The sequence below is a fragment of the Halorubrum sp. AD140 genome, assembly GCF_034497445.1.
GTDB lineage: Archaea > Halobacteriota > Halobacteria > Halobacteriales > Haloferacaceae > Halorubrum.
Window position 1 is genome coordinate 52,075 of sequence record NZ_JAXRUU010000007.1, and the last position, 19,979, is coordinate 72,053.

Sequence of the window (19,979 nt, forward strand, 5' to 3'; positions counted from 1 at the left end):
GTCACGCCTCCTCGTCGAAGTCGTCGAGGTCTTCGTTCGGATTGACGATGTCCTCCTCCCAGCGGTTCTCCGGGTCAACCGGTTTGAGGGCGTGTTCGATCTCCTCCTCGCTGAACGACCGCTTGGGATCAATCTCCAGGCGTCGACGTTGCCACTTGCGGGATAGCTCGGGTTCTCCGGGTTCTGATACCCGGCTGGCCCTGACGAAGAAGTGATGCCAGTCACGTCCCCGATTCTGGCCGGAATACGTGTGTTTGTCGAGAGCGACATCGTACATACCGCCCAGTTCTAACTGCTGCTCCGTCACCGGGAACTCGGCTTCTGGTTCTCGCCCTTCCTCGAAAGCCGCCTCACGCTCGTCACTAACCTTCGAGAACCAATCGTTGGCGTGCGTGCTCTCGCGGCTCGGTGGGGCTCTTGCGGCTGTCAGGGCCGCGTGGATGGCTGTGATCCGTCCCTCCCACGACTCTGGGTCCCAGCGTTCCTTCGCCAGGCGGTGGTAGTAGTCGAGGAGGAGAGCTTCTTCCGAGTTGGCCCTAAGGTCCTCCACGATGAACAGTATCGTGCTTTCCCAGAACTTCTCTGCGTGCCCGGAGCGGACGAGTTCCCAGCCGCAATACGCCGCTACCTCTTCGTCGTTTCTTCTGATAGATTTTTGATATAATGAGACCAACTCAAATCTATTCGCTCCCGACTTACACTCGTACCACGGCATCTCCTCGCCCTTCTCGTTAAGCACCGTCTCGTCGTCCTTGCCATCCCCGTCGTCTACCGGGTTGCCGTGGATGTCTATCTGTTTCCGTTGCTGTCGCTCCTCGTCGTTCTCCTTAGCCATAGGGTTATACCCATATGGATATTTGTTTTGAACGATTGTAAAGACAACTTTTTGATATTTCTGAGTACGTTGTATGCGACGATACGGAGATTGAGGCTGGATTATGATTCATCGCGACAATGCCAACAGCTACAAACGAGAACGCCGCAATGGCCTGGTCAAAACACCACCCAGTGAGTCTCTGCTGTTCCGAACGAGAGTCAAACGATTTGTCGGCCTTACGTCCTTGTTTTGAGTTAGGAGACCACACCATAGAGAAACCTTCTGATTTTTTAACAGGAGGCGTTGCTTGTGTATCTATGGAGTCGGTTAGGCTTGTGCCCCGTGAGGTTCGGCAAGCGGTTCGGATAGCGTGTGGCCGGACCAGAGGAAAGCGAGATAGCGAAGTCGCCGACCCTGAGAGCTACAGCGGCCCTTCCACAATCGAGCGTGATTTTATCGGAGCATTAGCTGAGTTGGCTGCGGCCAAATACTACGACTTGACGCTTAATACTGATACATCAGGCCCAGACTCTGGCTACGATTTCTTAGTACGGTTCAACGGGCATCGAGCAGGGGTTGATGTGAAGGGATACACGCATCGGCAACCACGTTTACTCGTAAAAGAGGATGGCGTCACAGCGGACTATTACATCCACACTCGGGTGAATCTGGATGAGTATTTGATTGATTGTGCTGAGGAAGAGTACCAAGTGTCTCCCAACGAGATTGTCACGGGAAGATTGTCAGACGGCGGCGGTGAGATCACCAAACAAGCCGGTTCACTCAATGATACTGTCATCGTTGACCTTCTCGGTTGGGCGGCAAAACAGCAGGTCCTTGATGCCGAAGTAATGACTCACGAATCAGACCCCAGCCATACCGTTCCGCAATCTAACTTGGAACCGCTTCCGGACCGTTCTTCGATAGAACCATTCACTACCCGTTCGTGGTATGAAGATAACTGAGACGCCGAACCGAGAGGAGAGAAGTCGGGCTCCTCTCGTCAATCTGTCTCCGCTTACCCCATTCTGTCCAGCGCGTCACGCCGGTCTTCAACTGGAGCTTGGTCGTAGCGCATCGTCGACGTGTGACTCTTGTGCCTCATCTGCGCCTGTGTCGCACCCAGCCCCTCCTCGCGCGTCATGTACGTTCCCAAGCTGTGTCGGATCGCATAGAACGTTCTCCCTTCTGAGGGAATCTCAGCGGTTTCACAGACGTTTCTGAAGATGCGGTTCAACGAATACGACTGGTAGGGCGTTCCCGCACGATTGAGCCACAATCTATCGCTCTCGTCGTACTTGTCGTACTGTTCGCGTTCGGCAAGCCAGCGTTCGAGTGCGTTGGATGTCCGTTCGGTGACCGACACCGCCCAGTTATCCTGATTCTTCGACGAGTCCTCTTTCGGGATGCGGAGTAACATATTGGAAGTGTCGACCCAGTAGACCGTTGCTCGCTTCACTTCGACGGGACGTAGACCGGCATCCAAAGCGGTCCATATGAGACTGGGAATCTTCCATGAGTTGGCCCGTTCGAAGTCGCTCGGGCCCACCTCCTGTTTTGGCTTCTCGAACCGTTGAGCGAGATGGGCTTTCCAGCGGTCTCGTTCTTCAGGCGTGATGTTGCCGTAGTTCGGAACGCTTCCGTGTTCAAGCGCGGCGTCTCTGACTTTCCGGCGTTCCTCCTCGGTGAGGAAGTCTTTCGGGTTGGTCTGGCCGGTATTGGTACTGAAGCTGATCTCCGGGTCCCACTCCTCACCATTGAACGCCCACGCTCGCCAGCGGAACAGCATCTTGATGGCTTTCAGATGGCTGGCCTTGTTCTCTTGTGAGGTGTCACCCGCAGCAAGTTCACGCATCCACGCGTCGGCGTGGTCGTGAGTTATCTGAGTCGTGTACCGGTCTTCGTATTCCCAAACGAAGCGATAGAACTGGTCTAAACGGTACACTCGGCCGTTCACCGTATCTTGCGCGTAGCCTTCGCCTTGCTCCGGATTCTTCCCTATGTCCTGCATCCAAGAGATTTGCCGCACACGGTGTTCGGTATAATCTTCGAGCTGACGGTCTGAAAGCTCCGATTCTGTTGGTTTGGGGACTATTCTACCACCGTCGAACCCCGCCTCTTTGACCTGGTTCATTGTTTCACTCTTATTATAGAACCAGCCAAAACCGAACCACGGCTACGGGGTTAGAAATGTCAAGGTCCGGGTGCGAGAATCGAACCCGCGTCTCAGCCTCCACAAGGCTGAAGGATAGTCCACTACCCTAACCCGGACACGCGTCGATATCTATCCCGCTTTGATAAATAACCGTTACGACTCCCGGACGGCCGTGCGAGGCGGTGCCGTCCGCGATCGGCCCGAATCGGTGACGGGGCGGCGGACCGACGACCACGGCCCTTTTACTGCCAGCCGGCGTATTCCGGCGCAACCGTGGCGTTCACCGACAAGATCTACGTGAAGAACCACCGGCAGCTCGCCTCCCAGCTGGAGACGAACGTCCCGAAGGGCGCGTTCGCCGGCGCGACCCTCGACGTGCTGTTCGGCGGTGACGGCCTCTCGAAGCTCGACTCGACGACCCGCGACCGGATCCTCGACTTCGCCGAGGACTTCCTCGACTGCGACTGTCAGGCGAACCCCTACTGCGGCTGTCCCGAGGAGAAGTTCATGCGGTACGTGTTGGAGCTCCGGGCGCAGGGACTCGGCCCGCAGGCGATCGTGGACGTGATGACGGACGACTACATGGTGTACGCGTACACCGGCGACGTGCTCTCCTTCCTCGACGACGCGGTGCGGAACCTGGAGGCCGTCGAGACCCTCGCGGACGTCGAGGGCAACGAGGAGATGTCCGAGCGAGCGCGGAGGGCGAAGCGCGAGCTATCGGGATAACTGAAGTCTCACTGAGGGGGCTCCGTCAACGCAATCGTTCTCGACACACTGTCGCCGTTGACAGTGCTGTCCTCGGTTACGCCCCGTCGACGACCCGATTCGAGAGGGTGCCGACGCCCTCGTAGGTGATCTCGACGCGCTCGCCCGGCTCGACGAGCCCCGGGTTCGCCGGGCTCCCGAAGGCGACGCAGTCGCCGGGCCGGAACGTGAACCGCTCCGAGAGGTACGAGACGATCTCGTGGGGGCCGAACAGCATCAGCTCGGTGTTGGCGTCCTGGCGCTGTTCCCCGCCGACCGTCGTCGAGATGTCGAGGCTCGTCGGGTCGACGTCGGTCTCGATCCACGGGCCGAGCGGCGCGGAGCCGTCGAACGCCTTCCGCGCGGTCCGGCCCTGCTGGTCGAGCGCGTCGACGTCGTTCATGACCGTGTACCCACGGACGACCTCGGGGACGTCCTCGGGCTCGAGGTCCCGACAGCGCTCGTCGATGACGGCGACCAGCTCGCCGGCGTAGGTCAGTTCGTCGGTCCACTCGGGGTACGGGATCGTCTCTCCGTGCGCGCGCAGGCTCGTCGGCGGCTTGATGAAGAAGTCGGGCTCCTCGGGGCGCTCGTACTCCATCTGGTCGAGCGTCTCGGCGTAGTTCCGCCCGACGCAGTAGAGCGCGCTCGGGTCGCAGGGCGGGAGGAGCCGCCCGTCGCGGCCGACCTCGTAGCGGCCGTCGGCGGCGACGATCGTCCCGTCCTCGTAGCGTCCGGCGACCGGTCCGTCCGGCGTGAGCAGGCGTGCGAGTCGCATGGCGGGACGTCCACGCGGAGGCGTCGAAAAGGCGTCGGTCGCGGCCGATCGGGCCTCACTCCGCGTCGCGATCGCCCGCGGTTCCGATCACGACGCCAGACCGGATCTCGAGGGCGGTCTCGAACTCCTCGCGGCGCGTCCGGCCCCGTCCCGCGCGCTCGACCGCGGTCTCGTGGGCGCGGACGACGGCGTCGCGCTCGCGGTCGGAGAGCCCCAGCCGCTCCGCGATCCCCTCCCAGTGGTCGGGCTCGACGAGGAACGTCTCGCGGTCCGGCTCGACGGCGATCCGCTCGTACCCCCGGCGGTAGTCGTCGATCCGCGGTCCGAGGTGTGCCTGCACGCGGGCGAGAAGAGCGGGGAGTCGCTCGGCCGGGACGCTCGCGAGCGCCGCCGTCTTCACCAGCGCGGTCCCGTCGATCGGATAGTCGCCGGTCGACGACGTCGACCCCGCTCCGGACCGTTCCTCGTCGTCCATCAGCCGCCGGCTCGCATCGCCTTCTGGCGATACCTCGGGAGGAGCTCCGCGAGCGCACCCGGCTCGCCCGCGAACGCCGCGGTGACCTCGGTCAGCGTTATCGCGCCCGCGGCCGTCACCTTCTCGGTGCTGAGCGCGACGCGCCACCCGTCTCCGTCCACGCGGGTCGCCTCCGCCGGGTCGTCGGTGCCGACGAGCTCTCCGCCGAGGTTGACGAGATAGTGGGCCGCGAGCCGACGCGAGATACCGCGGTACGCGACCGTCTTGCGTTCCCAGCCCTCTTCTGTCGGCGGGAGGTCGTCGTCGGGTCCGACGTCGGGGGCCGCGTCGGCGTCGCCGCTCATGCTCCGCCCGCGACCGGCGGGAAGACGGACAGGCGGTCGCCGTCCTCCAGATCGGTGTCCAATCCGTCGAGGTGGAGCACCTCGCGACCGTTCTTCAGCACGTTGATCTGTGGTGCGAGGCCGCCGTCGACGATCAGCCGGCCGTCCATCCCGTCGTACTCGCGTTCCAGATCTCGCAACACGTCGCCGACGCTCGACCCGTCGGCGAACGTCTTCTCGACGATCTTTCCGCCGGCGGCCTCGCGGAACGTCGCGAAGAACCGCAGTTCCAGTTCCATACGCGGTTATCGAACTGCAACGGCTTAAAAACGGGTAACCCTACAGGTCCGAGAGGCGAATCCCGTCTTCGACGAGCCGGAAGGTCCGTTCGCGGTCCAGCTGGCCCTCCAGCCACTCGTGTTCGTACAGCTGGCCGATCAGCTCCACGTAGAGGTTTCTCCACGCGATCGCGTAGATCGGCGATTGCCCCCACGCGCGCAGTTCGGGGACGAACTCGTGGTAGGTGCTCGCCTGCGCCTCCATGCGTTCGACCGCGTCGGCGACGACCGCGGCCGCGTCCCCCGGCTCGGCCCCCTCGATCTCCTCGTTGATCCGCGACTGGATCCCGGCGATGGCGCGACGCATGTCCTGCTCGGCGGTCCCGTCCTCCTCCGGCAGCGACTCGACGACCCCTCGCGGCACGCCGAGTTCTATCTCTGGCATACCGGAGACTCGGCGGGCGACGCCCAAAAAACCCGCCCACCGGACAGAGCGGTTCCTCGCGGGGGCGAGACTGAGTCACGGCGTCGGCGCGGCCTTCTGGAGGGCCGTCTCGGCGACGTTTCCGCCGTAGTCGGCAGACCGGAGGACGGAGTCGACGACGAGCCCGAGCAGCTGCGCGCGGGCCGGGTCGAGGTCGCGCAGCAGCTCGTCGATCGCGCGGACCCGCTCGTCGATCGCTCTGACGCCGGTGCGCGCCTCGTTCGCGAGGCGGGTCGCCTCCTCGGGCTCGTCGGCGAACAGCGCGTCCATCGCGGTGTCAATCACCTCCACCGCGTCTTCGTGGAGGTCGTCGACCGCCTCGACGACCTCGCTCGGGAGCGGCTCCTCGATGTTGAGCGTCAGGTGTGCGATCTTCGTCGCGTGGTCGCCGATCCGCTCCAGCTGGCGGGCGCTGGAGTGGTAGTCGAAACACTCCTCGCGGGGGAGTCCGAGCTCCTCGGCCGCCTTCGGCGTGCGCAGCGTCGCCCGGAATATCCGCGAGACGACGAGCCACAGCCGGTCGAGGTCGTCGTCACGGCTGATCACGTCGCGCGCGAGGTCGTGGTCGCGCTCGGAGAGCGCGTCGATCGCGTCCTCCAGCATCGATAGCGAGATCAGTCGCATCCGAGTGACGGCGTTGTGGATCGACAGCTCGGAGGAGTCGAGCAGGTCCTGGATGACGACGCGGCTGCGGGTCTCCTCTAACACCTCCAGCCCGACGAGGCTCTGGACCGCCTCGCGGACGGTGGACCGCTGCTCGGTGGTGATCTCGGTCCCCTCCAGCTCTATCACGTCGAAGCCGCTCACGTACATCGTCGTAACCGCGCGAGTGAGCGCCTGTTTTGACAGGTCCGTCACGTCGAGCGTCCCGCGCGTCCGCTCCTCCTCCGACCGCGGCGTGAGGAACAGCGAGTCGCCGTCGGGGTAGAACTCGATCTCCGTGCCGGCCTCCACGTCGTTGGCCGTCGCCCACGTCTTCGGGATCGAGACGGTGTACGTCGAGCCGCCGGTGACCTGCACCTTCCTCGTTTCCATGGCTTCGTATGACACTCGACCTCCCTTAACTTTGTCTAAAATATATACTTCGGCACAACTCACTCTCGACGGTTGTTAACCGCATACGAGAGCGCCCGGTGGTACTGCGGAGTCGAATTATGGAGCAGATAGGTATCAAAATCATATGACTATATAGAAATATATAACGGATCGTGGACGCGAGAAGGAGGCGGGAACCGCGCGGAGTCCGGGACGGTTCCGTGGGTACGTGGGCGTCGAGGGATCCAGCGTCGAGGGATCCAGCGTCGAGAGATTCGGGGTGGCCTTCGATCGCGGGACGGTCGCGACCGACGGGTCGCCGTCCGTTCCGGCCCCAGATCCGGACACCGCGAGCCTGTCGACGTCTCGCACGGTACCGGAAGTTGAGAAGAGTTAAATCGGATGCGGCACAAGCGGAAATCGCGCTCGGTTGGTGTAGTCCGGCCAATCATGTTGGCCTTTCGACGGATTCGGCGCGACGCGTGCCGGTTCGGAAGACAGCCGACGACCAGGGTTCAAATCCCTGACCGAGCACTTCTCGCTGACCCGTCCGGCTAGAGCGGTCGCGACTCGACCGGTGTCGCCGCGAAGGGGAAGAATCAGGACGCTCGGCGACGTCCCTCCGGTATGAGTGACCAGCCCGACGCGACCGACGGCGACGCGGTCGACGCTGCCGACGGCGACTCTTGTAACGGAACCGCCGCCGACGTTGACGCCCGCCGCTTCGAGACCCGCGCGATCCACGCCGGCCAAGAGCCGGATCCGGAGACCGGCGCGCTGATGACGCCGATTCACGCGAACTCCACCTACGAGCAGGACGCGCCCGGTGAGCACCGCGGTTACGAGTACAGCCGGACGGGCAACCCGACGCGCAGCGACCTGGAGGCGAACCTCGCGTCGCTGGAGTCGGGGAGCCACGCGCGCTGTTTCTCCTCGGGGATGGGCGCGATCAACACCGTGTTGAACCTGCTGTCGGCGGGCGACCACGTCGTCGCCGGCGACGACGTGTACGGCGGCACCCACCGCATCCTCACGCAGGTGTACGACGAGTACGACGTCGAGACGACGTTCGTCGACACGACCGACCACGACGCGGTGAGGGCGGCCATGCGCGAGGAGACTGAGCTGGTGTGGGTCGAGACGCCGACGAACCCCCTGATGAACGTCAACGACATCGCCACCCTCGCGGATATCGCGCACGCGAACGACGCGCTCTGTGCGGTCGACAACACGTTCGCGACGCCGTACCTCCAGCGCCCGCTCGAACGCGGCGCCGACGTCGTCTGTCAGTCGCTGACGAAGTACCTCGGCGGCCACTCCGACACGATCGGGGGCGCGCTGATCGTCGACGACGCCGACCTCGACGAGCGGCTCGGCTTCTACCAGAACTCGGTCGGGGCGACGCCCGGCCCGTTCGACGCGTTCCTCGTTCTGCGCGGGACGAAGACGCTCCCGGTGCGGATGGACCGCCACTGCGAGAACGCGATGGCGCTCGCCGAGTGGCTGGAGGCTCACGACGACGTGAGCCGCGTCTACTACCCCGGGTTAGAGAGCCACCCCGACCACGAGCTCGCGGCCGAGCAGATGGACGGGTTCGGCGGCATGCTCTCCTTCGAGTTCGACGGGAGCCTCGATCAGGCCGCGACCGTCGTGAGCGAGACCGAGGTGTTCACCCTCGCGGAGTCGCTCGGCGGCGTCGAGAGCCTCATCGAGCAGCCCGCCGCGATGACCCACGCCGCGATCCCCCGCGAGGAGCGGCTGGCGGCCGGGCTCACCGACGGGCTCATCCGCGTCTCCGTGGGCATCGAGCACGTCGACGACATGAAAGCCGACCTGCAGGCCGCGTTCGACGCGGCGCTGGAGTAAGCGGAAGCGAGTTGCGGGGTCGGTCTCGTCGATAAGCCGGCACCCTTCGCCGCACGGACACTCTTTATGTGCGTCGCGGCGAGTCACCCGCCATGGCCGATCCAGACGTTCTCGTGTTGCGACAGACGATCCACGGCTCGGACGCTCGCGACCTGGCCGCCTCGCTGCGCGAGCGACTCCCGGACCTCGAGGTGGCGATCGCGCGGACGCCCGACGAGGAGCGCGAGCTGATCGGGAACGCCCGCGTCGCCGTCGGGCTGCACGTCGACGAGGAGCTGTTGGCCGCCGCCGAGGACCTCGAACTGTTCGCGTGCGTGTTCGCCGGCACGGGCCACCTGCCGCACGACGCGCTCGAAGCCCGCGGGGTCGCGGTGACGAACGCTTCGGGCGTCCACGGGCCGAACATCTCCGAGTACGTCCTCGGATCGATGATCACGCACGCTCGGCAGTGGCCGCGTGCACACCGCCAGAAGGAGCGGCGAGAGTGGCGCACCTACGAGACGACCGAGGTGTACGGCTCGACCGTCGCGGTCGTCGGGCTGGGCGCCATCGGCCGAACGGTGGTCGATCGGCTGGAGCCGTTCGACGTCGACACGGTCGGCGTGCGCTACTCCCCCGAGAAGGGGGGACCGACCGACGAGGTGTACGGCTTCGAGGAGTTCCACGAGGCGATCGCCGACGCCGAGTACGTGGTGCTCGCGTGTCCGCTCACCGAGGCGACGCGGGGGCTCGTCGACGCCGAGGCGCTCAAGACGATGCGCTCCGACGCCGTCCTCGTCAACATCGCGCGCGGGCCGATCGTCGACACAGACGCGCTCGTCTCCACGCTGCGGAACAGCCGGATCCGCGGCGCCGCACTCGACGTGACCGATCCCGAGCCGCTCCCCGAGGACCACCCGCTGTGGGGGCTCGGCAACGTCACGATCACTCCGCACAACGCGGGTCACACGCCGTACTACTACGACCGCGTCGCCGACATCCTCGCTGGCAACCTCGAACGGCTCGACGAAGGTGCGGAGCTGGAGAATCGAGTGGTCTGACCGGGCGACCGAGACGTCGAACCGCAAAAAAGCGTTCGACCGCGCCGCGCGACGACAGGGTTCCCACGATGGCGCTACGTCGACAGCGTTACGACGACGACGGCGACATCTGGATGTTGAGGCTCTTCTGGACGAGCTGGGTGAATGCCATCGAGCACAGGAAGTACCAGAGGATCCACATCTGGATCGGCCCGACGATGCCGGTGTCCCAGGTGACCGTCCCCGCGATGGGGACGACGAGCTCCTGGGCCGCGATCTCCGGGTACGCGGAGTCGGAGCCGCGGTAGCCGATCACCCAGAACATCCACAGGAACGCCGGGATGGTGAGGAACATGATCCACACCATCGGGCGGAACTGCTCTTTGAACATCCCGAGCTGATCGCCCATCGCGTCCATCTGCTCCTCCTGGATGGCGTCGAGCGCCGCGTCGTCGTCGCGCTCTTTCGCCTCCTTGCGCCGGTCCTGGATGTCCTTCATCCGCTCTTGGTACTGGCTCATCTTCTCCATGTCCATGAGCCCCGCGCGCAGCAGCGTGGAGTACAGTCCGGTCGCGAGCGCGATCACCATGATGACGACGTAGAACGGGACGACGTTCAACAACGGCCCGAGAACGACGTCGATCGCCCCGGCTATCGTGTCGCGGACGGGACCGACAGCGTAGCCGACGAACGCGCCGATGGTCGCCACCGCGGCGAGCTTGTCCCACTTCGACCACGTGGTGGTCTCCGGCGTCTCGACGTCGCCGCCGCTGCTCCCGGTCTCCGCGGTCATTCCCGCTTCGATCTCCTCCGGATCGGCCAGCGCGAAGCCGGACTCGCCGTCGACGAGGATCTCCTTTTCGATGAGGCGGCCCCACTGACCGCTCGTGATCTCGTCGCGGACGTCGACCCACCGGACCTCGCCGTCGGTGGCGCGGTCGAGGACGACCTCGAGGGCGTCCCGCATCTCGCCGTCCTCGCTGACGAGCGAGCGGACTCTCCGTTCGACCTTGCTCATTACCGGCCGGTTAGCAGCCGACGGTTAAGAACCTTGTAGAATCGGCGGCGGACCGTTATCTCCCGATAGACGACCGGAGCGCGCCCGAGACGAGCGGACTACGCCTCGACGACGTCCCGGATCCGATCGAAGACCTCCTCCGGCGCCGCCTCGCCGTCGACCTCGACGAGGACGCCCTCTTCGCGGAAGTGGTCGACGACGGGCTCGGTGTTGTCGTAGAACACCTCGATCCGCTCGCGGGCGGTCTCTTCGGTGTCGTCCTCGCGCTGGATCAGCTCCCCGCCGCACTCGTCGCAGATCCCCGACTCCGCGGGCGGCTGGAAGTCGACGTGGAAGTTCGCCCCGCAGTCGTCGCACACCCGCCGGCCGGTGAGCCGGTCGACGAGCACCTCCTCGTCGACGTCGAGGAAGACGACGGCGTCGAGGTCGGTGATCTCCGAGAGGTACTCGGCCTGGTCGAGGTTGCGCGGGTAACCGTCGAGCACGAACCCGTCGGCGTCGGCCAGCGCGGCCTCGACGATCTCGTTGACGACCGGGTCGGGGACGAGCTCGCCGGCCTCCATGAACGAGCGCGGCGTGCCGTACTCCGTCTCCATGTCCTTGTTCGCGCGGAGCGCGTCGCCCGTCGTGACGTGCTCGACGTCGTACTCGTCGGCGAGCTTCGCGCTCTGCGTTCCCTTTCCGGCCCCGGGCGCCCCCAGCAGAAGGATCCGATGGCTCATACCGGAGCGCTCGCCCGCCGCACGTAAAGACTTGAAGATCCCGGCGAGCGAGGGCCGCCGGGGGACGCTCCGCTCGGCGTCGAGGGGGGCGTTACGCCTCCCGATCGTCGCTCTCGTCGCTCTCGCCGTTCCCCTCGGCCTCGTCGTTCAGTCGAAGCCCCATCTCCAGCTCGAAGCTCTCGGCGTTCGAGGTCTCGAACCCGATCTTCTTGTACAGCGAGACGGCCGCGCGGTTCCACCGCTCGACGGTGAGCCACACCTTCCGGATACCCCGCGCCTGGCCGTGGCCGAGCAGCCCGCGGATGAGGTGGGTGCCGATCCCGGCGCGCTGGTACGTCTGGTGGACGAAGATCGCCAGCTCGTAGGCGTCGCCGTCGGGGACAAGCGTCGCGTGGCCGGCGACCTCGTCGCCGCACCACGCGATCACGTTGAGACAGTCGTCGCCGAGGATGGCGTCGAGCCACTCGCGGATGCGCTCTTCTCCCCCGGGCGGGATCCCCTGCGCGCGGTCGGCCGGGTCGAAGTCGTCGTACATCGCGACGAGCGACTCGTACCCCTCCTCGGAGCCCTCGTACGGCCGGAGTTCCACCGTCCGTCCCTCCCGATCGGTGAACTCGACGGGGGGGACGGGGAACTCGTCCGCCACCGCCCCCGGATAGCGTCGGTCGCTCATCTGACCAGCGTGACCGTGGTCTTGGCGTTCAACAGGACGAACTCGGCGATCGATCCGATCGTGATCTTCCCCATCGGACTCGTGTGGCCGCCGCCGAGGACGATCTCCTCGAACTCCTCCCGCTCTGCGAGCTCCACCAGCCGGCTCCCGGGATCGCCGTCGACCCGTCTGACCTCGGCGTCGATCCCGGCCTCGTCGACCGCCTCCCGGGCCCGTCGAATCACGTCGTCCGGGGTGACCGACGAGTCTTCGTTGTCGACCACCGCCACCGTCAGGTCGTCGTTCGCGACCGCCGCGCGCTCGACGGTCCGATCGAGCGCGCGGAGTGAGTCGTCGCTGCCGCCGATCCCGCAGAGCACCTTCATACGACGCACGTCCACACGACGGTACAAAAAAGGGATCTCCGGGGGCGAAAAATGGGATCTCCGGGGCCGACAGCGACGCCGGTCCCACCGACAGCCCTTTTGCTCGGGGGTAAGGTTGGTACCACCATGAACGACCACACCGATCCCGCGCCGGAGTCCGATCCCGCGCCGGAGACCGACGAGGGATCGGACTCCGCGAGCGGGCCGTCGGAGGGTGGCGCCGACGCGACCGACGCTAACGCCACCAGCGTCGACGCGGCCGACTCCGACGCGGCCGACCCCGACGCCACTGATGCGGCCGACTCCGACGCTACTGACGCGACCGACCCCGACGCCACTGACGTCCCTCCCGAGGTGCGCAAGTACGAGCGGTTCAAGAAGATGGACGGCGCCCGCTACGAGCGCGTCAACGAGTTCCTCCGCGACCGGACGTACATCACGGCCCGCGAGTGGGCTATCGCGCGGCTCTGTGCCGACTTCCGCACCGAGACGGGCGTCGAGATGACGAAGATCGGCGAGAACCTCCCGGAGCTCGTCCCCTTCATGACCGACACGTACACGCCGCAGGCGGTCAACCAGGCGCGCTACTCCTTCGAGGAGAAGGTGACGAAGGCGGGCGCGACGTTCCTCTACGGGGCGATGTCCGGCTTCTTCACCGCCGAGGACTTAGACGAGATGATGTACGAGGTGACGGAGGTCGCGAAGTTCCTCTTGGAGGTCGAGGGCGTCGACCTCGCGGTCGCCGACGAGCTGGAGGCCGAAGACCGGATCAGCGAGGTGATGCGGGAGGTGCGCGCCTCCTCGGCCGACCTCCGCGGCGAGGAGGTCCGGTGTCCCGAGTGCGGACACGTCCACGAGCCGAACGAGAAGTAGGGGGCGAGAGAGATGGACCGATTCCCGAAGGCGCTCTGCGGAATCCCGGACGCGGTGCTGATCGTCGACACCGACGGCGTCGTCCGCGCCGGCAACCCACGCGTCGAGACCGTCCTCGGCTACCGGCCGGCGGCGCTGGAAGGGACCGACGTCGAGCGGATTCTCTACGACGCCGACGGCGGTTCGGCCGGCACCGAGCTCTACGGCCACGTCGCCGACCCCGAACCGCGGTCCATGGCCGCGAGCCTCGACCTGACGGCGCGCCGCGCCGACGGCACCGCGGTCCCCGTTACGGTCAGCCTCGGTCCGTTCGAACAGGACGGCGAGACGTACCTCGTCGTCACGGTCGTCGACGTGCGCGAGGAGCGGGCGCGGCAGGCCGAGCTCCACCGGCGGACGCGCACGCTGGAGGCGCTCCACGAGGCGACGCAGGACCTCCTGAAGACGACCGACCGGGAGGTCGCTGCGGAGGCGGCGGTGGAGTACGTCGAGGAGGTTCTCGGCCACCCGATCGCGGCGATCTGGCTGTACGACGAGGACCGGGACGCCCTCGACCCGCTCGTGTGGACCGACGCGGCCGACGAGGTCGTGGGTGAGCACCCCGTTTTCGCCGCCGGCGAGCGGAGCATCTCCTGGGAGGTGTTCGAGTCCGGCGAACCCGAGTACGTCTCCGACACTCGCGCGGACCCCGACCGACACAACCCGGAGTCACCGATCCACAGCGAGCTCGTGCTCCCGCTCGGCCGCTACGGGATCATCAACGTCGGCGCCACCGAACCCGGTGCGTTCGACGACTCCGACCTCGCGGTCGCGCGGATCTGGGCCGCGACGGTGACGATGGTGTTCGTCCGGATCGAGCGGGAGCGACAGCTCAGGACGCGCGAGGCGGAGATCGCCCGCGAGCGCGACCGGCTCGAGGAGTTCGCCGGCCTCGTCTCGCACGACCTCCGGAACCCGCTCAACGTCGCGACGGGGAACCTGGATCTCGTCCGTTCCCGGCTCCGAGAAGAGCACGCCGGGTCCCCCGAGCTCGACGCCGTCGCCCGAGCGCTCGACCGGATGGACGCCCTCGTCGACGACATGCTGACGCTCGCCCGGCAGGGAACCGACATCGACCAGACCGAGGCGGTGTCGCTCTCGGAACTGGCCGAGGAGTGCTGGACGAACGTGGACACGGCGGCCGCCGAGCTGGCCGTCGCCGGCGACCTCCGGTTACGGGCCGACCGGAGCCGACTCGGACAGGCCCTCGAGAACCTGTTCGCCAACGCGGTCACCCACGGCGGCGAGTCGGTCAGCGTCGAGGTCGGCCCCCTCGACGACCGGACCGGCTTCTACGTCGAAGACGACGGTCCGGGGATCCCCGAGCACCGCCGCGAGGAGGTGTTCGAAGCCGGGGCCTCGACGGACGAGGAGGGGACCGGATTCGGGCTGAAGATCGTCGAGGAGGTGGCCGACGCGCACGGCTGGACGATCGAGCTCGTCGACGCCGCAGAGGGCGGCGCGCGGTTCGAGTTCAGCGGGGTCGAGACGGCGTCCGCCGCACCCTCCGCCGATCCCGAGGACTGAGCCCCCTCAGACGCCGTCGAAGGAGGGGAGGTGTCGCGTCGAGACGCCGACGTCGTCGACCACCACGTCCACGTTCGGTTCGCGGTCGGCGCTCGGGAGCCCGACCTCGATCCGCCCCTGGCCGGTGACGCCGTTGTCCTCCATCTCTGCGACGACTCGATAGCCGCCGCGCACGCCCGTGATCCCGAGGAGTTCGATCGCCGTCTCCGGGCCGACGTCGACGGTCGTCGAGAGGACGGTCCCGTCGTCGGCGCCCTCCGCGTCGCCTCCGTCGTCCTCACCGCCCGAGCGGTTCCCGTCGTCAGGGCCGCTCCGCCGAACGACGGTCACCGCGATCTCGCGTGGCTCGTCGGTGACGTTGAGGAGCCTGACGCCGAGCGGCGGCGACGTCGTCTCGTCGCCCGTGCGCTCGCGCTCGGCGGCCTCGACCCGCCGTCGCTCCACCGACAGCCTGAGGGTTCGGTCCGACGCGACGAGATACGGGACGGGATCGGAGTACAGCTCGCCGACGGTCCGGTCGCCGTCGTCCTCGCGGGACACAGTACCGGCGTGCTGTGCGGTCGCGTAGTGGTCGCCGTTGGCGGCGTGGTCGAACGTCGCGACGGCGTCGACGCTCACGTCGGTCGCCCCCTCGCTCGCGTGGCGGCTGTGCGCGCGGACCTCCTCGTAGTCGGCGACGTAGGGCGCGACTGACTCTGGAGTGAGGTCGGCCGGCCGCTCGGGCGGATCGCGCGGGGAGGCGCCCGCGTCACCGAGAACGAGGGCGTCGGTACAGCCGGCGAGGAGGCCCGCCGCGCTCACGCCGGCGAGGTACGAGCGTCTGTTCATGTCCGGCGGTTGACTCGAGGCGGCTAAAAGCCGGCGAAGGGACAAATAGGCGTTTTCGCGTCCGACGGTCGCCGTCTCGCTCGCTACGGAGCGGCCGTACCGGGCGGATGACCCAGACGCGGCGACGACGGATGTCGGCCAGGGTCGTGACCGTCCCCCGATCACTGACGGTCGTCCCTTCGGACTCCCTCCTCGGTCGCCACGCGCCGACGTTCCGTGGCGACACGAACGCGTGCTGCTCCGCGTGTGGACTGTAGGGCGCTTTTTCGCCTTTCTCCCACGACTGAACTCGGGGGGTCCGCTCTGTCCCGCTGTGAGCTGAAAGTCGGCGGTCGGAGGGTCGGTTTCGCAATCGAGTCCGGGTCAGCCGTCCAGAGCGTGATGCGTCACCGCGTCCGCTCCGGACTCCGCCGTCTCCAGCGTCGCGACCCGGAACGCGTCGTCCGCGCCGTCCACGGGAATCGGGAGCCCGCCCGGGTTCACGCGGACGGTGCCGCCGCGCGCCTCGACGCCGTGTGCGTGCGTGTGACCGTGGAACACGTAGTCGTACGCGCCGCAGTCGACGAGCGCGTCGACGACGACGTCGCTCGTCCCGTGAGTCACCGCGACGTCGACGGGGCGCGCCTCCGGTCCGGCGGCGAACGAGAGCGCCCCGGCCTCGCCGAGGTACGTTCCGAACTCCTCGACGGTCGACTGGACGGCCCACTCTCCGTCGTTGTTTCCGCGGACGGCGTAGAAGTCGAAAGCGGCGCTCTCGACGTCGAACGGGGTCACGGAGAAGGGCGCGACGAAGTCGCCGCAGTGGACGACGGCGTCGACACCCTCGCGTTCGAACAGCGCTACGGCCGCCTCGACGGCGGCGAGGTCGTCGTGGGTGTCGGAGACGATGCCGATGCGCATTGGTCGCGTGGAGGGTCTCGCCACGTGGAGATAAAGACCGGCCGTAATTGAGGTCTGGGCGTGGCAGACGCCGGACACGGACCCCAGCGTTCCCGGCCCGCTGCTCCGTGTGACCGAGGGGACCGACCTGGAGATCACCTACGACAACTCGGAGCACGAGCGGCCGCACACGTTCCACGTCCACGGGCTCTCGAAGAGCTGGATGGACGATGGCGTCCCGACGACGACCGGTCAGCAGGTCGCGCCGGGCGACGAGCACACCTACGAGATCACCGCGAACCAGCCGGGCACGCACCTGTACCACTGCCACTACCAGACGCAGAACCACCTCGACATGGGGATGTACGGGATCCTCCGCGTCGACCCGGAGGGGTACGAGGCCCCCGACACGGAGGCGTTCATGACGGTGAAAGACTGGGACACGCGCCTCTCGGCCTCGACGGCGGGCGGCGACGTCTCCTTCAGCCACCGCGACCGCAACCCGGACGCGTTCACCGTCAACGGGCGCTCCGCGCCGTACAGCTTCCACCCGGAGGAGGGGTCGCCGCTGGTCGTCGAGGAGGGCGACCGGGTGCGGATCCACTTCGTCAACGCCGGGTACGAGTCGCACGCGATGCACACCCACAACCAGGGGTTCACCGTCGTCGAGAAGGACGGCGGCGTCATCCCCGAGTCCGCCCGACACCGCGAGGACGTGACCAGCATCGCTCCCGCCGAGCGCAAGACGATCGAGTTCACCGCCGACGCCGACCCCGGCGTGTACGCAATCCACTGTCACAAGGTGAACCACGCGATGAACGGCGACAGCTACCCCGGCGGCATGATCGGCGGGATGGTCTACGAGAGCGCCATGGACTCCGAGGAGTTCGCGGACGTGATGGATCTGGCCGGCTACGAAGCCTGAAAACGCCCCGTCTCAGGCCTCCTCTGCCCCGTAGACGACGTTGACGCTCACCTCCACGCTCACGTCGCCGGTCTCGACCCCGGTCGCGGCGTCGCCGTCGTCACCACTCGCGGCCAGCATCTCCGCGTCGGACACCCGGTACGGCGTCACTCCGGTGTCCGCGGTGGAAACGCGGTAGGCGCCGGTTATTTCGAGTCCGCTGGAGTCGGCGAGCACGGCCGCGTCGGAGTCGGCGTTCGACATCGCGTTCTCGATCGCGGTCTCGCGGACCTCCTGCTCGCGCTCATCGGTCAGCCCGAACTCGATCCGCTGGACCTCGTCGGCACCCGCGTCGACCGAGACGTCGATGACCTCGCCGACCGCGTCCACGTCGTCGATCGTCACCGCGTAGCTGTGGACCCCCTCGTACTCCGTCCGCTCGGGGTCGTCACGCGTCTCGTGAGACTCGCGGACGTCGTAGCGGTCGGTCCGGATGTCGTCCTCGTCGATCCCCCACTCGGTCAGCGCCGCCCGGAGCTCCTCGTCGCCGGCGGCGAGCTCGTCGCGGACCGCTGCCGAGTCGTCTCCGGTGGCGGTCACCGCCACGCGGACCGTGGCGCGGTCCGGCTCGGCCGCGGCCTCGCCGTCCGCGGTCACGTCGATGCTCCTGTCTAACGCCGGGTCGTCTCCCGCGTTCTCGTTCGCGCCGACGTCGGCGTCTCCGGTCGAGCCGGCGAGCCCCGCACAGCCCGCCAGCGCGACGAGCAGCGCCACGCCGATGGCGGTTGCCAGTGTTCGGTTCATACCCGCTCAGTCGACGGGAGCCCACAATAAGCCGCCGGAGGGACAAAGAGCCGCTTGCGCTATCCGCCGCGTCCGCAGGCGCGAGCGGAGCCGCGGGGTCCGTCGGTCACGTCGCTCCGCCGGACGGGGTCACGTCGAGTCGTCCTCGGTGTCTTCGTCCTCGGCGTCGTGGTCGGTGACGACGGACGTCTCCGTCGGGAGGTCGTCGGCCTCACCGGCCGCGTCCCCCGACTCCTCTCCGTGGCTCGGGTCCGCGTGGTCTGTTATTACGGTCGACTCGGTCGACTCCTCGCCGTCGGTGTCGGCGCCCGCTCCCGTCACTCCGCGTCCGTCGTCTGCGTCCGCGTCGGCACCGTCCGCCGCGAGCGCGGCCGCCTGCGGGCCGGAGTCGTCTGGCCCGGAGAGCGTCGCTCCCCTGGACGCGTCCGGGTCCCGCTCGACGCCGCCGTCCGGGGGGCCGGCGACGCGACGGCCCGACCCGAACAGCCGTTCGCGGATCGAGCGGCTGGTGGGGCGCTCGGCGAGCAGCACCGAGCAGTCGACGTCGTGGATCACGTCGAGGTGGAGGGAGTCCGAGACGAGCCGCGAGAGCAGTCCCTTCTCCGTCGCGCCGATGATGACGAGGGTGTTGTTCGCGGCCAGGCGCGCGATCGCGGCCTCGACGTCCCCGCTGTCGTCGATCACCCGCCTCGCGTTGTCGAGGTCGTTATCGGCCGCCCACGACGCGAGGAACTCCTCGCCGCCGGCGCGCTTCTCGTGAGTGTCGACGACGTGCAGCAGCGTCACCTCGGCGCCGACGGTGCGCGAGAGCACGCTCGCGACCTCCGCCCCCAGCGAGGAGTCCGGTCCGCCGGAGGTCGGGAGGAGGACCTTCGAGGTGTCGAGGTCGCTCTCGCTCAGGATGAGGAAGTCGCAGGGGAGCTGGTTGGTGAGCTCGTCGATCGGCCGCTCCGCGCGGGCGGCGCTCCACAGCTGGTCTTCGCCCCACCCCATCAGCACGGCATCCGGACGTGTCCGCTGGGCCATGTTGAACACCTCCTCGAACGAGCGGTGCGACACGACGGTCGACGTCGCGACGTCGACGTCGTACCCCTCCGCGGTCTCGCGGAGCCCGGCCATCCCCTCTTCGGAGACGTCTGCGATCCGGCCGGCGCCGGCCGACAGCGACATGCGCTCCGGCGCCTGTACGACGTGGACGATGTGGACGAGGCCGTCCTCGTGGTCGCTGGCGAGCTGGCTCGCGAGCTCGACGATCGGTCCGTCCGTCCGCGGATTCGTGATCGGGACCATGATCCGGTAGCCCTCGTTGGCGAACAGCGTCGCCTCCGTGGCGTCGAGTATCGGGACGTACGAGCGGCCCGCCGCCCCTC

General features: G+C 67.1%; 22 protein-coding genes, 2 tRNA genes and 1 pseudogene. 8 read left to right on the top strand and 17 right to left on the bottom strand.

Going from position 1 to position 19,979, the window contains the following annotated elements; all coding sequences use genetic code 11:
* Nucleotide 1 precedes the first annotated feature (1 nt).
* Nucleotides 2-835: a hypothetical protein gene (locus tag U4E84_RS03275; protein WP_322530671.1), complete on the bottom strand. Its 834-nt coding sequence runs from the start codon at nucleotides 833-835 to the stop codon at nucleotides 2-4.
* Between the two features lie 119 nt (nucleotides 836-954).
* Here U4E84_RS03275 and U4E84_RS03280 point away from each other — a divergent pair, with 119 nt between their 5' ends.
* Nucleotides 955-1,782 (top strand): hypothetical protein, encoded by an 828-nt coding sequence (locus U4E84_RS03280; protein WP_322530672.1) that lies wholly within the window; start codon nucleotides 955-957, stop codon nucleotides 1,780-1,782.
* Between the two features lie 53 nt (nucleotides 1,783-1,835).
* On the opposite strand, the gene U4E84_RS03285 is transcribed toward U4E84_RS03280, so the two are convergent.
* Both U4E84_RS03285 and U4E84_RS03290 read right to left on the bottom strand, forming a co-directional pair.
* Complete coding sequence (locus U4E84_RS03285; protein ID WP_322530673.1) at nucleotides 1,836-2,951, bottom strand: site-specific integrase; 1,116 nt, start codon at nucleotides 2,949-2,951, stop codon at nucleotides 1,836-1,838.
* 64 nt (nucleotides 2,952-3,015) lie between these two features.
* Nucleotides 3,016-3,088, bottom strand: a tRNA-His gene (locus U4E84_RS03290).
* A 157-nt stretch (nucleotides 3,089-3,245) separates the two neighbouring features.
* Between U4E84_RS03290 and U4E84_RS03295 the strand changes: the two genes are divergently transcribed.
* Nucleotides 3,246-3,701, top strand: a complete 456-nt coding sequence (locus U4E84_RS03295; protein ID WP_322530674.1) for a DUF5814 domain-containing protein — start codon at nucleotides 3,246-3,248, stop codon at nucleotides 3,699-3,701.
* A gap of 76 nt (nucleotides 3,702-3,777) precedes the next feature.
* Here the strand turns inward: U4E84_RS03295 and U4E84_RS03300 are convergent, their stop codons facing one another.
* From U4E84_RS03300 to U4E84_RS03325, 6 genes are all read right to left on the bottom strand, one after another.
* Complete coding sequence (locus U4E84_RS03300; protein ID WP_322530675.1) at nucleotides 3,778-4,497, bottom strand: fumarylacetoacetate hydrolase family protein; 720 nt, start codon at nucleotides 4,495-4,497, stop codon at nucleotides 3,778-3,780.
* Nucleotides 4,498-4,552: 55 nt separating this feature from the next.
* Entirely contained in the window at nucleotides 4,553-4,972 is a 420-nt protein-coding gene (locus U4E84_RS03305) for a hypothetical protein (protein ID WP_322530676.1), read from the bottom strand.
* Complete coding sequence (locus U4E84_RS03310) at nucleotides 4,972-5,316, bottom strand: hypothetical protein (protein WP_322530677.1); 345 nt, start codon at nucleotides 5,314-5,316, stop codon at nucleotides 4,972-4,974. Before U4E84_RS03310 ends, U4E84_RS03305 begins: the two co-directional genes overlap by 1 nt.
* Nucleotides 5,313-5,594, bottom strand: coding sequence for a ubiquitin-like small modifier protein 1 (locus U4E84_RS03315; RefSeq protein ID WP_322530678.1), 282 nt, complete (start codon nucleotides 5,592-5,594; stop codon nucleotides 5,313-5,315). Before U4E84_RS03315 ends, U4E84_RS03310 begins: the two co-directional genes overlap by 4 nt.
* Before the next feature lie 40 nt (nucleotides 5,595-5,634).
* Nucleotides 5,635-6,018: a hypothetical protein gene (locus U4E84_RS03320; protein WP_322530679.1), complete on the bottom strand. Its 384-nt coding sequence runs from the start codon at nucleotides 6,016-6,018 to the stop codon at nucleotides 5,635-5,637.
* 75 nt (nucleotides 6,019-6,093) lie between these two features.
* Nucleotides 6,094-7,092, bottom strand: coding sequence for a phosphate uptake regulator PhoU (locus U4E84_RS03325; protein ID WP_322530680.1), 999 nt, complete (start codon nucleotides 7,090-7,092; stop codon nucleotides 6,094-6,096).
* Between the two features lie 424 nt (nucleotides 7,093-7,516).
* On the opposite strand from U4E84_RS03325, the gene U4E84_RS03330 reads away from it, so the two are divergent.
* The 3 genes from U4E84_RS03330 (at nucleotide 7,517) to U4E84_RS03340 (ending at nucleotide 9,998) form a co-directional block, all read left to right on the top strand.
* Nucleotides 7,517-7,626 (top strand) — tRNA-Glu (locus U4E84_RS03330).
* A gap of 93 nt (nucleotides 7,627-7,719) precedes the next feature.
* Nucleotides 7,720-8,958 (top strand): cystathionine gamma-synthase, encoded by a 1,239-nt coding sequence (locus tag U4E84_RS03335; RefSeq protein WP_322530681.1) that lies wholly within the window; start codon nucleotides 7,720-7,722, stop codon nucleotides 8,956-8,958.
* Between the two features lie 92 nt (nucleotides 8,959-9,050).
* On the top strand, nucleotides 9,051-9,998 hold the full coding sequence (locus U4E84_RS03340; protein ID WP_322530682.1) for a D-2-hydroxyacid dehydrogenase: 948 nt from the start codon (nucleotides 9,051-9,053) through the stop codon (nucleotides 9,996-9,998).
* Between the two features lie 88 nt (nucleotides 9,999-10,086).
* On the opposite strand, the gene U4E84_RS03345 is transcribed toward U4E84_RS03340, so the two are convergent.
* The 4 genes from U4E84_RS03345 to U4E84_RS03360 form a co-directional block, all read right to left on the bottom strand.
* Complete coding sequence (locus U4E84_RS03345) at nucleotides 10,087-10,995, bottom strand: DUF106 domain-containing protein (protein ID WP_322530683.1); 909 nt, start codon at nucleotides 10,993-10,995, stop codon at nucleotides 10,087-10,089.
* A gap of 98 nt (nucleotides 10,996-11,093) precedes the next feature.
* Nucleotides 11,094-11,717, bottom strand: a complete 624-nt coding sequence (locus U4E84_RS03350) for an adenylate kinase (protein WP_322530684.1) — start codon at nucleotides 11,715-11,717, stop codon at nucleotides 11,094-11,096.
* A 91-nt stretch (nucleotides 11,718-11,808) separates the two neighbouring features.
* Complete coding sequence (locus U4E84_RS03355) at nucleotides 11,809-12,390, bottom strand: GNAT family N-acetyltransferase (protein ID WP_322530685.1); 582 nt, start codon at nucleotides 12,388-12,390, stop codon at nucleotides 11,809-11,811.
* A complete protein-coding gene (locus tag U4E84_RS03360; protein ID WP_322530686.1) occupies nucleotides 12,387-12,755 on the bottom strand; it encodes a universal stress protein in 369 nt (122 codons plus the stop codon). Before U4E84_RS03360 ends, U4E84_RS03355 begins: the two co-directional genes overlap by 4 nt.
* A gap of 126 nt (nucleotides 12,756-12,881) precedes the next feature.
* Between U4E84_RS03360 and U4E84_RS03365 the strand changes: the two genes are divergently transcribed.
* A complete protein-coding gene (locus tag U4E84_RS03365) occupies nucleotides 12,882-13,628 on the top strand; it encodes a DUF5806 family protein (RefSeq protein WP_322530687.1) in 747 nt (248 codons plus the stop codon).
* A 12-nt stretch (nucleotides 13,629-13,640) separates the two neighbouring features.
* A complete protein-coding gene (locus U4E84_RS03370) occupies nucleotides 13,641-15,194 on the top strand; it encodes a GAF domain-containing protein (RefSeq protein ID WP_322530688.1) in 1,554 nt (517 codons plus the stop codon).
* Nucleotides 15,195-15,200: 6 nt separating this feature from the next.
* Here U4E84_RS03370 and U4E84_RS03375 read toward each other — a convergent pair whose 3' ends face one another.
* Both U4E84_RS03375 and U4E84_RS03380 read right to left on the bottom strand, forming a co-directional pair.
* The gene (locus U4E84_RS03375) at nucleotides 15,201-16,022 is read right to left on the bottom strand and encodes a hypothetical protein (RefSeq protein WP_322530689.1); all 822 of its coding nucleotides are present in this window, start codon (nucleotides 16,020-16,022) and stop codon (nucleotides 15,201-15,203) included.
* 363 nt (nucleotides 16,023-16,385) lie between these two features.
* On the bottom strand, nucleotides 16,386-16,922 hold the full coding sequence (locus U4E84_RS03380; protein WP_322530690.1) for a YfcE family phosphodiesterase: 537 nt from the start codon (nucleotides 16,920-16,922) through the stop codon (nucleotides 16,386-16,388).
* Between the two features lie 49 nt (nucleotides 16,923-16,971).
* Between U4E84_RS03380 and U4E84_RS03385 the strand changes: the two are divergent.
* Nucleotides 16,972-17,826: pseudogene (locus tag U4E84_RS03385) on the top strand (multicopper oxidase domain-containing protein); the annotation flags it as partial.
* Between the two features lie 12 nt (nucleotides 17,827-17,838).
* Here the strand turns inward: U4E84_RS03385 and U4E84_RS03390 are convergent.
* Both U4E84_RS03390 and U4E84_RS03395 read right to left on the bottom strand, forming a co-directional pair.
* Nucleotides 17,839-18,609: an SIMPL domain-containing protein gene (locus tag U4E84_RS03390; RefSeq protein ID WP_322530691.1), complete on the bottom strand. Its 771-nt coding sequence runs from the start codon at nucleotides 18,607-18,609 to the stop codon at nucleotides 17,839-17,841.
* Nucleotides 18,610-18,738: 129 nt separating this feature from the next.
* Nucleotides 18,739-19,979 (bottom strand): universal stress protein (locus U4E84_RS03395; RefSeq protein ID WP_322530692.1); only part of this gene is annotated, 1,241 nt, incomplete at its 5' end.

Coding starts and splice junctions, on each gene's coding strand:
- U4E84_RS03275 (WP_322530671.1), bottom strand. CDS start 835: ATGGCTAAGGAGAACGACGAGGAGCGACAGCAACGGAAACAGATAGAC.
- U4E84_RS03280 (WP_322530672.1), top strand. CDS start 955: ATGCCAACAGCTACAAACGAGAACGCCGCAATGGCCTGGTCAAAACAC.
- U4E84_RS03285 (WP_322530673.1), bottom strand. CDS start 2,951: ATGAACCAGGTCAAAGAGGCGGGGTTCGACGGTGGTAGAATAGTCCCC.
- U4E84_RS03300 (WP_322530675.1), bottom strand. CDS start 4,497: ATGCGACTCGCACGCCTGCTCACGCCGGACGGACCGGTCGCCGGACGC.
- U4E84_RS03305 (WP_322530676.1), bottom strand. CDS start 4,972: ATGGACGACGAGGAACGGTCCGGAGCGGGGTCGACGTCGTCGACCGGC.
- U4E84_RS03310 (WP_322530677.1), bottom strand. CDS start 5,316: ATGAGCGGCGACGCCGACGCGGCCCCCGACGTCGGACCCGACGACGAC.
- U4E84_RS03315 (WP_322530678.1), bottom strand. CDS start 5,594: ATGGAACTGGAACTGCGGTTCTTCGCGACGTTCCGCGAGGCCGCCGGC.
- U4E84_RS03320 (WP_322530679.1), bottom strand. CDS start 6,018: ATGCCAGAGATAGAACTCGGCGTGCCGCGAGGGGTCGTCGAGTCGCTG.
- U4E84_RS03325 (WP_322530680.1), bottom strand. CDS start 7,092: ATGGAAACGAGGAAGGTGCAGGTCACCGGCGGCTCGACGTACACCGTC.
- U4E84_RS03335 (WP_322530681.1), top strand. CDS start 7,720: ATGAGTGACCAGCCCGACGCGACCGACGGCGACGCGGTCGACGCTGCC.
- U4E84_RS03340 (WP_322530682.1), top strand. CDS start 9,051: ATGGCCGATCCAGACGTTCTCGTGTTGCGACAGACGATCCACGGCTCG.
- U4E84_RS03345 (WP_322530683.1), bottom strand. CDS start 10,995: ATGAGCAAGGTCGAACGGAGAGTCCGCTCGCTCGTCAGCGAGGACGGC.
- U4E84_RS03350 (WP_322530684.1), bottom strand. CDS start 11,717: ATGAGCCATCGGATCCTTCTGCTGGGGGCGCCCGGGGCCGGAAAGGGA.
- U4E84_RS03355 (WP_322530685.1), bottom strand. CDS start 12,390: ATGAGCGACCGACGCTATCCGGGGGCGGTGGCGGACGAGTTCCCCGTC.
- U4E84_RS03360 (WP_322530686.1), bottom strand. CDS start 12,755: ATGAAGGTGCTCTGCGGGATCGGCGGCAGCGACGACTCACTCCGCGCG.
- U4E84_RS03365 (WP_322530687.1), top strand. CDS start 12,882: ATGAACGACCACACCGATCCCGCGCCGGAGTCCGATCCCGCGCCGGAG.
- U4E84_RS03370 (WP_322530688.1), top strand. CDS start 13,641: ATGGACCGATTCCCGAAGGCGCTCTGCGGAATCCCGGACGCGGTGCTG.
- U4E84_RS03375 (WP_322530689.1), bottom strand. CDS start 16,022: ATGAACAGACGCTCGTACCTCGCCGGCGTGAGCGCGGCGGGCCTCCTC.
- U4E84_RS03380 (WP_322530690.1), bottom strand. CDS start 16,922: ATGCGCATCGGCATCGTCTCCGACACCCACGACGACCTCGCCGCCGTC.
- U4E84_RS03390 (WP_322530691.1), bottom strand. CDS start 18,609: ATGAACCGAACACTGGCAACCGCCATCGGCGTGGCGCTGCTCGTCGCG.